This is a genomic window from Paenibacillus sp. ACRRX (assembly GCF_022346885.1).
Classification (GTDB): Bacteria; Bacillota; Bacilli; order Paenibacillales; family Paenibacillaceae; genus Paenibacillus_B.
In genome coordinates this window covers 830622-845022 of the sequence record NZ_JAKRNK010000002.1, presented here as the reverse complement: position 1 = coordinate 845022, position 14401 = coordinate 830622, and the positions used below count along the sequence as shown (strand labels likewise).

General features: G+C 48.0%; 12 protein-coding genes. 11 read left to right on the top strand and 1 reads right to left on the bottom strand.

What is annotated here, in order from left to right; all coding sequences use genetic code 11:
* Positions 1–79: 79 nt before the first annotated feature.
* The 3 genes from MH117_RS09285 to MH117_RS09275 all read left to right on the top strand — a co-directional run bounded on the left by MH117_RS09285 (position 80) and on the right by MH117_RS09275 (position 2479).
* Positions 80–517, top strand: a complete 438-nt coding sequence (locus MH117_RS09285; protein ID WP_239328365.1) for a hypothetical protein — start codon at positions 80–82, stop codon at positions 515–517.
* A 150-nt stretch (positions 518–667) separates the two neighbouring features.
* A complete protein-coding gene (locus MH117_RS09280) occupies positions 668–1579 on the top strand; it encodes a selenium metabolism-associated LysR family transcriptional regulator (protein WP_239328364.1) in 912 nt (303 codons plus the stop codon).
* Complete coding sequence (locus MH117_RS09275; RefSeq protein ID WP_239328363.1) at positions 1580–2479, top strand: PHP domain-containing protein; 900 nt, start codon at positions 1580–1582, stop codon at positions 2477–2479. It abuts the gene before it with no gap.
* Between the two features lie 83 nt (positions 2480–2562).
* On the opposite strand, the gene MH117_RS09270 is transcribed toward MH117_RS09275, so the two are convergent.
* The gene (locus tag MH117_RS09270; RefSeq protein ID WP_239328362.1) at positions 2563–4359 is read right to left on the bottom strand and encodes an Rqc2 family fibronectin-binding protein; all 1797 of its coding nucleotides are present in this window, start codon (positions 4357–4359) and stop codon (positions 2563–2565) included.
* Positions 4360–4596: 237 nt separating this feature from the next.
* Here MH117_RS09270 and MH117_RS09265 point away from each other — a divergent pair, with 237 nt between their 5' ends.
* The 8 genes from MH117_RS09265 to coaBC all read left to right on the top strand — a co-directional run bounded on the left by MH117_RS09265 (position 4597) and on the right by coaBC (position 14332).
* Positions 4597–7407 (top strand): calcium-translocating P-type ATPase, SERCA-type, encoded by a 2811-nt coding sequence (locus MH117_RS09265; protein ID WP_239328361.1) that lies wholly within the window; start codon positions 4597–4599, stop codon positions 7405–7407.
* A 206-nt stretch (positions 7408–7613) separates the two neighbouring features.
* Positions 7614–8459, top strand: coding sequence for a diaminopimelate epimerase (gene dapF, locus MH117_RS09260; protein WP_239328360.1), 846 nt, complete (start codon positions 7614–7616; stop codon positions 8457–8459).
* A gap of 201 nt (positions 8460–8660) precedes the next feature.
* Positions 8661–10580: a bifunctional homocysteine S-methyltransferase/methylenetetrahydrofolate reductase gene (locus MH117_RS09255; RefSeq protein ID WP_239328359.1), complete on the top strand. Its 1920-nt coding sequence runs from the start codon at positions 8661–8663 to the stop codon at positions 10578–10580.
* A 32-nt stretch (positions 10581–10612) separates the two neighbouring features.
* Positions 10613–11497: a YicC/YloC family endoribonuclease gene (locus MH117_RS09250; protein ID WP_239328358.1), complete on the top strand. Its 885-nt coding sequence runs from the start codon at positions 10613–10615 to the stop codon at positions 11495–11497.
* A 32-nt stretch (positions 11498–11529) separates the two neighbouring features.
* Complete coding sequence (gene remA, locus MH117_RS09245) at positions 11530–11790, top strand: extracellular matrix/biofilm regulator RemA (RefSeq protein WP_005548256.1); 261 nt, start codon at positions 11530–11532, stop codon at positions 11788–11790.
* 13 nt (positions 11791–11803) lie between these two features.
* Positions 11804–12370 carry a guanylate kinase gene (gene gmk / locus MH117_RS09240; protein ID WP_239328708.1) on the top strand — a complete coding sequence of 189 codons (567 nt, stop codon included), beginning with the start codon at positions 11804–11806 and terminating at the stop codon, positions 12368–12370.
* 82 nt (positions 12371–12452) lie between these two features.
* Positions 12453–12659, top strand: a complete 207-nt coding sequence (gene rpoZ, locus MH117_RS09235) for a DNA-directed RNA polymerase subunit omega (RefSeq protein WP_028545060.1) — start codon at positions 12453–12455, stop codon at positions 12657–12659.
* 416 nt (positions 12660–13075) lie between these two features.
* The gene (gene coaBC / locus MH117_RS09230; protein WP_239328357.1) at positions 13076–14332 is read left to right on the top strand and encodes a bifunctional phosphopantothenoylcysteine decarboxylase/phosphopantothenate--cysteine ligase CoaBC; all 1257 of its coding nucleotides are present in this window, start codon (positions 13076–13078) and stop codon (positions 14330–14332) included.
* The last annotated feature ends 69 nt before the right edge of the window (positions 14333–14401 follow it).

Below are 14401 nucleotides of genomic sequence, written 5' to 3'. Positions count from 1 at the left end.
GAGAATCGTTTACGCATCATGTAATATTATGGGTAAATATACATAGAGAAAAAGACCTATCTGGTGGAGAGTGGTACCGGTGAGAGACAAGGTAATGGAGCGTTGGAGCACATATGAGCCATTTTATGTCTGGCTTGGTGACAAGAAGATCGCAGACATCGTTATTACTAATCATGCAAAGACACGCTGGATCGATCGTATTGCGAAATCGGATACCGATGTGGAGAGTATTGCAACGTTAATGTGGGAGTATTTGAAGAACCAAAGTATGACGTCGTATTATCGCCATGAGGAAGATGTATATTTAATTGATGAAGATATCGTTATGGTGGCTGAGTTGGTAGAGTCGGATCGCGACTTCGACATTACGGGCTGCCCGATGATGAAGATGGTTGTGGTAACTTTTTTAGGACGCATGTCAGAAACGATGGAGCTGCGCGATTTGAAGACTTATTATTCGTGGCTGCGCCATTCCAGACGGATGACCTTAGTAAAGAATTCGCGGAAGCGCAGGTAGGTAGATGCCCCCCGTTATACGTATGAAGTGATGCCGCATCCTGATAGTCAGGATGCGGCTTTTTGTATGACTGGTTATGTGACCTGTGCGACCTGTGTATGAGGGCTATGTTATAATAGTTCTATATATAAGTGAGGGGATGCGGGAGTAATGGGGGTTAGTTTTCATCAACTGCATATTTTTTACACGGTAGCGTCACGGGGCAGCTTTTCGGCTGCGGCTCAAGTGTTACATATGACTCAACCCGCTGTTACGATGCAAATTCAATCCTTGGAGGATTACTTCGGTTCGAAACTGTTCCACCGCTCTACAAAGAAGCTGCAGTTGTCTGATGCGGGGCGTACGTTGCTGCCTTATGCCCGCCGCAGTTTAGATCTTGTACAGGAGACAGAGCAGGCAATGGTTTCGTTTACGAAAGAACTTCATGGCAAGCTGCAGCTCGGTGCAAGTTTAACCATTGGTGAATATGTGCTTCCTCATTTGTTAGGTAGGTTCGGGGTGGAACATCCCCAGATGTCCCTAAGTATGAGAGTAATGAATACAACGCAGATTATGGAAGGGATCCGTGCGCACCGCCTTGACTTGGGTTTGGTGGAAGCTCCTGTAACGGACATCGACATGGTTGTCGAAGCGGTCATGGAGGATGAGATGATGCTGATCGTACCTGGCAGCCACCACCTGGCAGGAAGAGAACAAGTCACTTTGCAGGAGGCATTAGCTTGTTCCTATGTGCTGCGTGAGGAGGGCTCTGGTACGAGAAGTGTGATGGAGGATGCGCTGCAGCAGCAAGGAGTGGATCTTAGAAACCTTCAGGTAGCAATGGAGTTGGGCAGCACTGGTGCGGTTAAATCCGCCGTGGAAGCTGGACTTGGTGTGACGATGTTGTCTCCGTCAGCGGTCCGACACGAACGCCAGCTGGGATTGGTGAAAGTGTTACGGGTTAAGGGGCTGTCGCTTAGGAGGCAGTTCTACGTCGTTCACCGTAAGGAAGGCGTGTTGGCTTGGCCGGCAGCGTCGTTTTTAAATTTCTTGCGGCAGCACCGAGAGAAGGAGAGTGAATAGATGACTACAGGTGGATGTGCAGAAGTTGGTTTTCCGATCCAACGTGGAGGGGCTGATCTGCATTCTCATACGACGGCGTCTGATGGAATGGAATTGCCGCGTGATAACGTTCGTTTGGCTCATCGTGCGGGGTTAGAAGCATTGGCGGTAACCGATCATGATACGGTAGCAGGTATTGCAGAGGCTATGGCAGAGGCGAATAAACTTGGCATACACTTAGTTCCAGGTGTGGAGATCAGTACTGTGGAAGCAGGCGTGGATATTCATGTGCTGGGCTACTATGTTAATGACCGCGATCCAGTATTGTTGGAACGTTTGAGCGGTTTACGCAGGACACGTGATCGTCGTAATGTTATGATGACAGACAAATTGACAGAGCTTGGCATTCCTATCACGATGGAGGAAGTGGTGGCCGAGCTTGGCAGGCCGCTTGCTGATGGAGAAACCGTTGGGCGGCCTCATATTGCAGATGCACTGGTTCGTAGAGGTGTCGTCCAAGATATGAGAGAAGCATTTGATAAATATTTAGGTGCGAGGGGTGCTGCTTATGTCAATCCACCCCGCATTAGACCGCATGAAGCGGCAGATTGGATTCGTGATGCTGGAGGGGCTGTTGTGCTTGCGCACCCCGTGTTGTACGGCAGTGATGAGCTTGTAGAACGAATTGTTTATGAGATGAAGCCTGATGGTATTGAGGTATGGCACTCGGATCATGACGAGCAGGACGTGCAGCGTTACACTGCTCTGGCGCAGCGATTCAACTGCATCATGACAGCTGGCTCTGATTTTCATGGCGCTCGCCAAGGAAAAGTGTTTCATGGTCAATTAGGCAGTCGCCGTGTGAGTATGGATACGGTAAACGAACTGTATCAGATTGCAGAGCGCCGCCGACTAACCTAAGGACCTCACGAGGGAACAAACGCTTGTATATAAAAGGCCGGTATCCTGTTGTAAGGGCAGGATACCGGCCTTTAGTTGTGTGATTAAGCGTTGCCGCTTTGCTTCATCTGGAAGGGCATGCTCGCGATTCTTTGTGCATCAGGTGTGATGTAGAGCGTTTTCTGTCGCTCATAGATGACAAAGCCTGGCTTAGCCCCGTTTGGCTTGCGTACATGGCGTACAAGCGTATAGTCGACAGGAACTTGGCTTGAATGTTTGGCCTGGCTAAAGTAAGCTGCAAGCTGCGCGGCTTCTTCCAAAGTGGAATCCCCAAACTGCTCGCTGCGGATGACGACATGTGAGCCGGGAATATCCTTGGTGTGAAGCCAAGTGTCGTTGGCGTTGGCCAGCTTCGTGGTAACATATTCGTTCTGCTTATTGTTTTTCCCTACATAAAGCGGGATGCCTTCAGAAGAAGTATAACAATATACAGTCGGTCGCCCGTCCTTCTTCTTGCGTCTTGACTTGCGATCACGATCTCGAACGAGGCCCTGTTCAATCAATTCTTCTCTAATCTCTTGCGCATCCTGTACGTTTGCTTCAGACAGCTGTTGGAGCAAAATATCATAATAGTCGTTTTCTTTTCGTGCTGCAGCCATCTGTTCTTCTACGACCTGCATACTGTTCTTTGCTTTATTGTATTTCTTGAAATAACGCTGCGCGTTATCTGAGGGATGCAGCAGCGGGTCAAGGGTAATATGCATCGTTCCGCCGTTCTCATCATAATAATTGACAAGCTCAACAGTGCTGTCGCCCCGTTTAAGCTGATGAAGAGAAGCAAACAGAAGCTCACCCATAATTCTATATTTATCCGCATCCTGCGCTTCATCCAGCGTCTCTTGCAGCTTTTTCAGCTTCTTCTCGTTCTTGACTCGTTCTTGCTGCAGAAAGCGGGTTAGGTCTCCTACACGCTGCTTGACCATATCTCTGATGGCTTTCTCGCCATAAAAGGCTTCCATACAAGTGCTCATCGCTTCATATTGAGTTGATTTACCTTGTATGTGTGTGATTGGCAGCGCTGAAAAGTATACTTTTTCCGCTTCATCTTCCAAAATGGTAGGAACGTATTGGTGAAGCCGGACGGATTCCATTAACGCGTGAAACGCATTCCATGAACGAGTCAAGCGTGACTCTGCCATTCCTTGCTCCGCGCGGTACTGCCACTCGTTTGCAATGCGCGGACTAATACCGGACATGTGCTGAACAAGCCATTTGGCAAGCTGATTAGGACCATCTCCTATATGAGTGGAGATGTCAGCCTCCCCGTGTGCTTCTCCATCTGTTTGCTGCCACAATTCCTCAAACGTTTCGAAGTCAACCTCTAAAGGATTCGCTTTTTGCTGTTCAGGCGGCTCAACATAACCAAATCCGGGCATGACAATCCGGTAACTGCTGATTGAAGGTGTAACATGGTGGATGCCATCAATAATCTGATTGGTTGCGGGGTCAACCAGAATGATGTTGCTGTGACGTCCAGTAAGCTCAATAATCAGCTTCTTGACAGACTCGTCCCCCAACTCGTCCCGCTGCCTAATGTACATATGAATGATTCGTTCCATGCCGACCTGTTCCACTCGTTCAACGAATCCGCCTTCACAGTATTTACGCATCAACATACAGAACATCGGCGGTTCTGCAGGGTTGGAGAACGTCTGCTCTGTAAAATGAACACGCGGATAAGTAGGATTGGCTGATATAAGCAGCTTGTGGTTAGCTCCTCCAAACCGCACATGGAAAATAACGTCGTGTGGTGATGGTTGGTGAATTTTATGGATGCGGGCGCTCACCGTTTGCTCAAGCTCATGTGTAAGCGCACGGGTAACAATACCGTCTAATGACATATTGGCTTCTCCTATTCCTGTTGCGTTCTTATCTCCCTATGATGCCATACTTTCAAGTAAAACTTAAGAGTACGTTTTTAGATTGGGATATTTTTAGTCTCGTCCGAATAACTTTAATCTAAAGGCTGTCCGTATGAGCACTTGAATGGTTCCTCACGGGTTACTACGCTGTTCAAGAATATTGGATTCACACGAAATCATCGGTGCAGCACAATTGGGTAGAAAGGGGAACGGAACATGGAACAAATCAAGTGGCACCGGCTGACGTGTACACAACTGCTGGATACGCTGGGCGTCCACGCAGACCAAGGAATCACAGAAGAGGAAGCCGCACAACGTCAAGACCGCTATGGAGCTAACGAACTGTCGGAAGGTAAGCGAATATCCCCCTTGGCTTTATTTTTGAATCAGTTTAAAGATTTTATGGTACTTGTCCTGGCGGGGGCGACACTTGTATCCGGTATGCTTGGCGAATATCTGGATGCAGTGACGATTATCGCCATTATCATTTTGAACGGGGTGCTTGGCTTCGTCCAGGAGTTCCGAGCGGAGCGCTCGCTTCGTGCACTGAAGCAGTTATCAGCCCCGATAGCCAAAGTGATTCGCTCTGGTCAACTACAGCATCTTCCAGCAAGAGAGCTTGTGCCTGGGGATATAGTCGTGTTGGAGAGTGGAGATCGTGTGCCTGCTGATATTCGTTGGTTGGAAACGAACAGTTGTTATGTCGAGGAATCTGCTTTAACAGGTGAATCGGTGCCAGTTAATAAGCATTTTGAGGTCATCAATCGGGATGATATTCCACTGGGTGATATGAAAAATATCGGCTTTATGGGTACGATGATGTCCCGCGGCACGGCCAGAGGGATCGTTGTACGGACAGGCATGGACACGGAGATGGGCAAGATTGCGCATTTGATCGAGAGCACGGAGTCGATGGAGACACCGCTGCAGCACCGTTTGGAACAATTGGGTAAAATTTTGATTATCGTAGCTTTGGTACTAACCATTATGGTTGTTGTGGCAGGTATTATGCATGGTCAACCAGCTCTTGGCATGTTTTTGGCTGGCGTAAGTCTTGCGGTTGCAGCCATTCCTGAAGGTCTGCCTGCCATTGTAACCATTGCACTGGCTCTTGGGGTGCAGCGAATGATCAAGCGTAAAGCGATCGTGCGCAAATTGCCATCTGTTGAGACATTGGGCTGCGCATCTGTCATTTGTTCTGACAAGACAGGAACACTGACGCAAAACAAGATGACGGTCACCAATTTGTGGCTTGGCGGCCGAACGCTTGAGGTGAGCGGTGAGGGGTATGAGCCAATCGGTCATATTTCGGAACAAGGCCAACCGTTGGACTTGAAAAATGACCAGCAGCTTCGTCGCCTGCTGCAAATTAGTGCGTTATGTAACAATGCGGTGCTTGATGAGGTTTATCCAGAGGAAGCGGAAATGGAGAAGTCGGGTAAAGGCGCGAAACGAAAGGGGCGCGATGATGTTCAGCCTGTGTGGGGCATTAAGGGAGATCCCACAGAAGGAGCTCTGCTTGTTATGGCGGCCAAGCTGGGCGTGACGGCGTCTTCAATTGGCAGCGCCTATCAGCGCGTACAGGAGCTTCCGTTTGATTCGGAACGGAAACGTATGTCTGTAGTTGTTGAGCATCAGGGTGGCAGCATACTGTTCACAAAAGGCGCGCCAGACGTACTAATGGATCGGTGCGCGTATGTATTATGGGATGGCAAAGTGGTTCCCTTTACAGGCAGTCTCAAGCAGAAAGCTCAGGCTGCTAATGAGCAGATGGCGAAGCAAGCACTGCGTGTGCTTGGCACAGCTTATCGTGAGTTAAAGCCGAGTGAACAGGTTGACAACGAGAATGCTGTAGAATCTCAACTTATTTTTGTTGGGTTGGCCGGTATGATGGATCCACCGCGGCGCGAAGTGCGTGATGCGATCAGCCAATGCCGTAGGGCAGGTATTAAAACGGTGATGATCACTGGGGATCATCAATTGACTGCCGAGGCTATCGCAGGTCAGCTAGGCATTATGCCGAAGGGTGGTATCGCAGTAAATGGTGCGCAGTTAGCCCATATGACAGATGACGACCTGGATAAAGTTGTCGATCAGATTTATGTGTACGCGCGTGTATCACCGGAGCATAAGCTGCGTATTGTGAAGTCGCTGCAGCGACAAGGACATGTCGTAGCGATGACGGGGGACGGTGTCAATGACGCACCTGCTATTAAAGCGGCAGATATCGGCATTGCAATGGGGATAACCGGCACCGATGTGACAAAGGAGGCTTCCTCCCTTATTTTAAGTGATGATAATTTTGCGACAATTGTCTCTGCGATTGAAGAAGGTAGAGGAATCTACGAAAATATTCGCAAGTTTATCCGTTATTTGCTCGCGTCCAACGTTGGTGAAATATTAGTGATGTTCTTTGCGATGATGCTAGGACTGCCGCTGCCGCTCATTCCGATTCAAATATTGTGGGTTAACCTAGTGACGGATGGTTTGCCGGCAATGGCACTTGGTGTAGATCAAGCAGAGAAAGACTTGATGGAGCATCGACCGCGTTCTGCAAAGGAAAACATATTTGCAAGACGGCTTGGCTGGAAGATTATTAGCCGCGGCTTGCTGATCGGTGTCTGTACGCTGGCAGCATTCTGGATGACGCTTAAAGCCAATCCAGATAGTGCTGAGCAGTTGATGAAGGCGCAGACGGTTGCTTTTGCGACGCTGGTCATGGCTCAGCTTATTCATGTGTTTGATTGCCGCAGCTCACGTTCTATCTTCCATCGTAATTTGTTCCAGAATAAATATTTGGTGCTGGCTGTCCTCTCATCCGTGCTGCTTTTGCTGGGCGTATTGTATATTGAGCAGCTTCAGCCTATATTTAAAACCGTTCCGCTAGGCTTGCGTGATTGGGCCATCACATTTGTAATGGCTGGAATTCCAACTTTCTTGCTTGGCATCGGCTCTGTAATGTCTGGCAAGAAGTCGACCAATAGACGGAGAAAGGCGACTTATCCACCGCGCCGCCGTGCTGCTTAGGTGTTCGTTGGTCTGTTCATTTTTACGTGATAAAGTGCAAACATTTTTTCAGTTCATCAATATACATTTTTGTCCTTTTACGGTATCCTTACTTTATAAGTTGCATATCTAGTTATCTGATGTGAATAGGGGAGATTAATCTCTTCTGCTTTAAGTAAGGGGAGACACATTGACGATTTGCGGCGAAGTAGAAGGAGTGACAGTCGATGCAGTTTACGAAGATGAACGGTCTTGGAAATGACTTTATCGTGGTACATGGCGAACAAGCGCTGCCTGATCAAGTATCGCAGCTTGCGATAGAGACTTGCAACCGATTCTTCGGTATCGGTGCTGATGGTCTCGTATATATTCTTCCATCTGAGCGTGCCGACTTTAAGATGCGAATCATTAATTCTGACGGTACAGAAGCTGAACAGTGCGGCAATGCGATTCGTTGTGTAGCCAAATACGTAGCAGACCGCGGATATGTAACATCAGACGAGCTAACAATTGAGACAATCGGCGCAGGTGTACAGCGGGTTCAGCTCAATACAGATAACGGGATCGTGCAATCTGTACGAGTCGATATGGGTTCACCGATCTTGGATGGTCTCCAAATACCCACTACAATCGATGCTAAGCCAGTGGTGAACATGCCGGTTGAAGTGGCTGGTCATACGTTTCATTTTACAGCGGTGTCGATGGGCAATCCCCATTGTGTGATCTACGTAGAGGATGCCACTACTTTTGATGTTCAGCAGTGGGGGCCTGTATTGGAACGGCATCCACTATTCCCGCGCAAGATCAACGTTGAATTTGCTTCCGTTCAGCGTCGTGACTTTGTGGATATGCGGGTGTGGGAACGTGGTGCGGGACCAACACTTGCTTGTGGAACAGGCGCTTGTGCGACACTTGTAGCAAGCGTACTGAACGGCAAAACCGAGCGTGAAGCCACGATATCGCTAGCTGGCGGAGATTTGTTTATCGAATGGAATGAGCAGGATAATCATGTCTATATGACTGGACCTGCCGAAATTGTATTTACAGGTCAATGGGTAAAAGGAAATCTTTAAAAATAGATGAATACTAGGCTTTTTTTAACGCATTTTTGGGAATAAAGCGGTATAATGGAAAGAAGTCAAGCAGCTAGAAGGTTGGATCATGGATTCCAGTTCTAGTTGTCTGATGTTGCATGAGAAGCGTGACGCCCCGCTCGGGGCGTCTTTTGTTCATAAATAAACAGGTATCCAATAGTGTGGAGTGGGGTGGCTCATATGATAGGGAAACTGAAGGACTTAAGACAAGCTGTGCAGCAGGGTATTGTAGTTGGTGACGGTGCTATGGGAACGTATCTATATCATTTTGGTTACCCGGTCGGGATTTCTTATGAAGCGCTTAACATTACGGAAGCTGACGTTATCCGTAACATTCATCGCGAGTATGTAGAGGCAGGGGCGCAGCTATTAGAGACCAATACCTTTACAGCGAACCGAGAAAAATTGTATAAGCATGGACTGGAATCTAAAGTCAAAGATATTAATAGAGCTGGTGTTCGCTTGGCGCGTGAAGCGGCTCAAGGTAAAGCCTATGTAGTCGGTGCTCTCGGCTCCATTCGTGCGGGTAAGCGAGAAAATATTCACACCTCACTTGTAGCGCGAGATTACGAGGAGCAAATCTCAGCCATGCTGGAAGAAGGCGTGGATGGTATTATGTTTGAGACCTTCTATGACCTGGAAGAAATGAGATTGGCATTACAAATTACACGTCGCTTGGACGCGCAAGTTCCGACAGTTTGTCAATTCGCAGTAGAAGAATCTTATCGTACCAAGGATGGATTTACGCTCGCAGAGGCGTTCCGTGTACTGCGTGAAGACGGGGCGGACATTGTCGGCCTGAACTGCCGTATGGGACCTAACGGTATATTACGTGCATTCGAAGCGGTGAATGGACGTGTCGGCCTGCCAATGTCTTCTTTCCCGAATGCAGGTCTTCCGGATTATGTAGACGGTCGCTATAACTTTGTCGCTTCCGCAGAGTACATGGCGCAAAGTGCGGTGGAGTTTGCTAAGCAAGGTGCCCGTATTATTGGCGGCTGCTGCGGTACTACTCCTAATCATATTCGAGCTATCGCTGATGCGCTAAGTCAGGTGAAGGCTGAAGAGCTTCCTGATATAAGCCTAATGGTAGAGGACGAGACGACCATAGAAAGTGGATCTGCGCTGGAAGTCAGCGGGACTGTGTCCACCCAAGATCGTAATGATGGCGCAAAGCGCGAAGACAGTATTGTGGATCTGGTCGCGAAGCGTCATACCGTTATTGTCGAGCTTGACCCGCCACGTGATCTGGATACCGCCAAGTTTATGAAAGGCGCGCATGCGCTAAAGCTTGCGGGTGCGGATGCTGTTACGTTGGCAGACAACTCACTTGCAGTGACTCGAATGAGCAATCTGGCGCTTGGCCATTTAATTCAGAAGGAAGCGCAGATTCGGCCTTTAATTCATATCGCATGTCGTGACCGCAACTTGATCGGCACACAATCACATATGATGGGATTGGATGCGCTTGATATTGATCATGTGCTTGCCGTCACCGGAGATCCTGCGCGCTTTGGAGATTTGCCTGACTCGAGTTCGGTGTACGATCTAACTTCATTTGAGATAATAAGAATGATTAAACAGCTAAACGCTGGGGTAGCGTTCTCAGGCAAGCCGCTCAAGCAGCGCGCTAACTTTGTTGTTGGAGCTGCATTTAACCCCAACGTGAAGTATTTGGAGAAAGCGGTTGACCGTCTCGAACGCAAAATTGAAGCCGGGGCAGATTATATTATGACCCAACCTGTGTATGACGTTGAACTGATCGCTCGAATTGGCGAGCTTACGCGTCACTTGAATATTCCGATCTTTATTGGGATTATGCCGCTTGCAAGTGGAAGGAATGCAGAGTATCTTCACAACGAGGTGCCAGGCATTACGTTATCGAATGAGGTTCGTGCCCGCATGGCTGGGCTAGAGGGTGCGGCTGGGCGAAAGGTCGGAGTTGAGATTGCCAAAGAACTGCTCGACGAAGCCATGAAACATTTTAATGGGATTTATTTGATTACTCCTTTTATGTTCTATGAGATGACAGTAGAATTAACATCCTATGTATGGGAAAAAGCGGAACGCCCGGCCGACCCCTTGTTTCGACTAACATAATGAATTAGAATAGAATAATGGATGTGGTTCCGATGGTTTTCAGTATGACCGGATATGGTCAGTCCACCCAAGAAATCGGTGGATATAAGATTAGTATGGAAATGAAATCCGTAAATCATCGATACAGCGAGATCGTGGTTCGAATGCCGCGGGAATGGACTTGTTATGAAGATCGGCTGCGTCGTATGGTGCAGCAGCGAATCGTTCGCGGTCGTGTAGACGTCTTTATTAACAAAGAGCGTGCAGGCGAATCCACAAGTTCGGTTGAAATCAACATGCAAGTTGTTGATGCATACATGCAAGCAGCTGAGCAGCTTCGTCAGAAGTACGGCATGTCTGGTCATGTAGATGTGAATGAATTGCTCCGTCTGCCGGATGTGATGACGGTTCGTGAAGTGACGACTTGGTCTGATGAACAGCTGCAAGCTTGCTTGGAGGACGGATTAAGCGAAGCATTGGAAGGTCTATGTCGGATGCGTGCAATAGAAGGCAGTCACTTGGAGCAGGATACCAAGGAAAGACTGGCCCGTCTTGAAGCCATTCATGCCGAACTAGTAGAATGGGCGCCGGTAGTAGTAACGGATTATCGGGCGAAGCTGAAGCAGAGACTCGAGCAGTTGGCGGATCAGCATCTTACGTTTGATGATGCGAAGTACGGTATGGAGGTCGCGATTTTTGCGGAGCGCTCCAACGTCGATGAAGAACTAACCAGGCTGAAGAGTCATTTACAGCAATTCAACCAACTGCTCTCCAGCAACGAACCGATTGGACGGAAACTTGATTTCCTGATACAGGAGATGAATCGCGAGACGAACACGATAGGTTCAAAGGCGAATCATCTGGAACTGGTCAATCGGGTAGTAGAGATGAAGGCAGAGTTAGAGAAGATTCGCGAGCAAGTAGCGAACATGGAGTAACATGGAGCGTCGAATTAGAGGGAGGACCAGGAATGGCAATTAAGCTGATTAATATCGGTTTTGGTAACATCGTATCTGCCAACCGCATTATTTCGATTGTGAGTCCGGAATCGGCTCCGATCAAGCGTATTATCCAAGAAGCACGTGACCGTCATATGCTGATCGACGCGACTTACGGACGACGTACGCGCGCGGTTATCATTACGGACAGCGACCATGTCATTTTATCGGCGGTTCAACCGGAGACGGTGGCTCATCGCTTATCAACGAAGGATGACGACAACGACGAATAAAATGGAGAAGAACATGAAGAAGGGTTTATTGATTGTGCTGTCCGGTCCATCCGGTGTTGGAAAAGGGACGGTATGTAAAGCATTGCTGAAGAAGACATCGAATCTGACGTATTCGGTGTCCGCTACAACTCGCCAGCCTCGTCTTGGCGAAGTAGATGGCGTGAATTATTTCTTTAAGTCACGTGATCACTTCCTCCGTATGATCGAAGAGGATGCTCTTCTGGAGTACGCAGAATACGTCGGTAACTATTACGGAACACCACGTGACTTCGTCGACACGACATTGGAGCAAGGTAAAGATATTATTCTTGAGATTGAAGTGCAGGGCGCACTGAAGGTCAAGGAGAAGTTTCCGGACGGTATTTTTATTTTCCTCTTGCCACCGTCGCTGGACGAGCTTAAGGATCGAATTATTGGTCGTGGTACGGAAAATGAAACGGTTATCGACCATCGTATGAATGTAGCGATTGAAGAGATCGCGTTAATGGAGCATTATGATTATGCTGTCGTTAACGATGAGATCGACATGGCTTGCAAACGTATAGAAAGTATTATTATAGCCGAACATTGTAAAATTTAAGTCTACCGCGTAGACTTTAGGAAGGCGCACTTTTCAAGTGTGCCTTCTCACGGTTTGAATTTGCCAAAAGGGGTGCGGAACTATGTTATATCCATCTATCGATGAATTGGTAAGAAAAGCCGACAGCAAGTATTCTTTGGTTGTTGCAGCTTCTCGTCGTGCACGTCAGCTTCGTGAAGGGGAGCGTTCGGAGTTGTTGCAGCCGAAATCTCACAAATATGTAGGGATGGCGCTCGAAGAAATTTACGATGAATTTATTCGTATCGAGCAGGACCCGCAACAGCAATAAAGCTGCAGGAGCATCGCGTATTGAATCACCTGCGGGAGATTCAGTAGGCGATGCTCTCGCATGTATGATGGCATGGTACAATAGGACAGGCTTATTGCCCAGAAATGGTTCAATGAACGTCAAGGCACCATTAACGCTTAATCGGCTTGTTACATAGCAGTGCAGGATGCCTTGTTATACATGTGCTGTTCCTACGGCACTTATGATGGAGAACATTAAACAACCGCAAGGTTGTTATTTTTTTCATATGGACGATTGTTCTTTAACCAGGTTGGCTTATAGAGTGTCGAGTTTATAAATAACTGTTGCATTTGCAGACAGTGGTTTATGCAACTAGTGATATATACAACTAATAGTGATTTATCGAGTATTGGTGTACAGCTTGAAGAGATTTAGATCACGAAAGGCGGGAGCTTATGTTGCACGGGAAGACGATTGTGCTGGGCATAACCGGAGGGATTGCGGCCTATAAAGCGGCAGCGCTTTGCAGCAAGCTGACTCAAGCGGGAGCTGCAGTCCATGTTATCATGACAAAGAGCGCTACTCAGTTCATATCCGAGCTGACGCTGCAGACATTGTCGCGTCAGCCGGTGTACACGGACACCTTTGATGAACGTGATCCATCAGTTGTGTCGCACATCAATTTGGCCGATAGTGCGGATCTGTTTCTGATTGCCCCAGCAACCGCCAACATTATCGCAAAGATGACTTATGGTCTAGCTGACGATATGTTATCTACATCTTTACTGGCGACAACCGCGCCGATTATGGTTGCCCCGGCAATGAATGTTCATATGTACGCACATCCGGCTGTCCAGCAGAACTTGAATACGCTGCGTGAGCGAGGCGTATTTATGGTGGAGCCTGGCGAAGGACTGCTTGCCTGCGGATATGTAGGTAAAGGTCGCTTGGCGGAGCCGGAATACATCGTTGAACAAGTGGAACGTTTTTTTTCTAGCAGCGAAAAACACATAAATGTTGATAGCACACAGCAAGAACAACAGAAGTCATTAACGGGCCGCTCAGTTATCGTTACTGCGGGTGGTACTATCGAACGAATCGATCCTGTGCGTTATATTACGAACGATTCATCTGGTAAGATGGGCTTTGCTGTAGCAGCGGCTGCTCGTGACATGGGGGCTAAAGTTACTCTGATTGCGGGACAGACACAGGTCGCACCTCCTGAGGGTGTACACCTGGTCCGAGTAGAATCAACACAAGATATGTATGATGCTGTCTTGGATCTGTTCCCGACTGCTGATGTTGTCGTGAAGGCTGCAGCAGTAGCGGACTACAAACCTGTCGTACGTGCAGATAAGAAAATGAAGAAAACAGCTGACAAGTTGATGCTGGAATTAGAGCGCAATCCGGATATATTGGCAACGCTTGGCGAACAGAAACAGCAGCAAGTGTTAATCGGGTTCGCCGCCGAGACGAATGATGTACAGCGATATGCAATGGATAAGCTGCATCGCAAGAATTGTGATCTTATTGTAGCCAATGACGTGTCTCGCGATGATGCAGGCTTTGGAACAGACAATAATGAAGTACAAATATATGATCGTAATGGCCTTGTAGAGTCTATTGCGTTGACCTCAAAGTCAGCAATCGCCCATCGCATAATGGAACTGGCTGTGGAACGCATCGTACAAGAGGTGCATGCGATTGAATGATGAACTCTTATTCAAGCAGGACTTCGATCAAGCTGCGGAAGTTAAAGACGAGGCGGATGAAGTAACTTG

What these genes read in the sequence shown, in the direction of transcription:
- MH117_RS09270 (WP_239328362.1), bottom strand. Translation starts at nt 4,359, where the DNA reads ATGTCATTAGACGGTATTGTTACCCGTGCGCTTACACATGAGCTTGAG.
- MH117_RS09280 (WP_239328364.1), top strand. Translation starts at nt 668, where the DNA reads ATGGGGGTTAGTTTTCATCAACTGCATATTTTTTACACGGTAGCGTCA.
- dapF (WP_239328360.1), top strand. Translation starts at nt 7,614, where the DNA reads ATGCAGTTTACGAAGATGAACGGTCTTGGAAATGACTTTATCGTGGTA.
- gmk (WP_239328708.1), top strand. Translation starts at nt 11,804, where the DNA reads ATGAAGAAGGGTTTATTGATTGTGCTGTCCGGTCCATCCGGTGTTGGA.
- MH117_RS09265 (WP_239328361.1), top strand. Translation starts at nt 4,597, where the DNA reads ATGGAACAAATCAAGTGGCACCGGCTGACGTGTACACAACTGCTGGAT.
- MH117_RS09250 (WP_239328358.1), top strand. Translation starts at nt 10,613, where the DNA reads ATGGTTTTCAGTATGACCGGATATGGTCAGTCCACCCAAGAAATCGGT.
- remA (WP_005548256.1), top strand. Translation starts at nt 11,530, where the DNA reads ATGGCAATTAAGCTGATTAATATCGGTTTTGGTAACATCGTATCTGCC.
- rpoZ (WP_028545060.1), top strand. Translation starts at nt 12,453, where the DNA reads ATGTTATATCCATCTATCGATGAATTGGTAAGAAAAGCCGACAGCAAG.
- MH117_RS09275 (WP_239328363.1), top strand. Translation starts at nt 1,580, where the DNA reads ATGACTACAGGTGGATGTGCAGAAGTTGGTTTTCCGATCCAACGTGGA.
- coaBC (WP_239328357.1), top strand. Translation starts at nt 13,076, where the DNA reads ATGTTGCACGGGAAGACGATTGTGCTGGGCATAACCGGAGGGATTGCG.
- MH117_RS09255 (WP_239328359.1), top strand. Translation starts at nt 8,661, where the DNA reads ATGATAGGGAAACTGAAGGACTTAAGACAAGCTGTGCAGCAGGGTATT.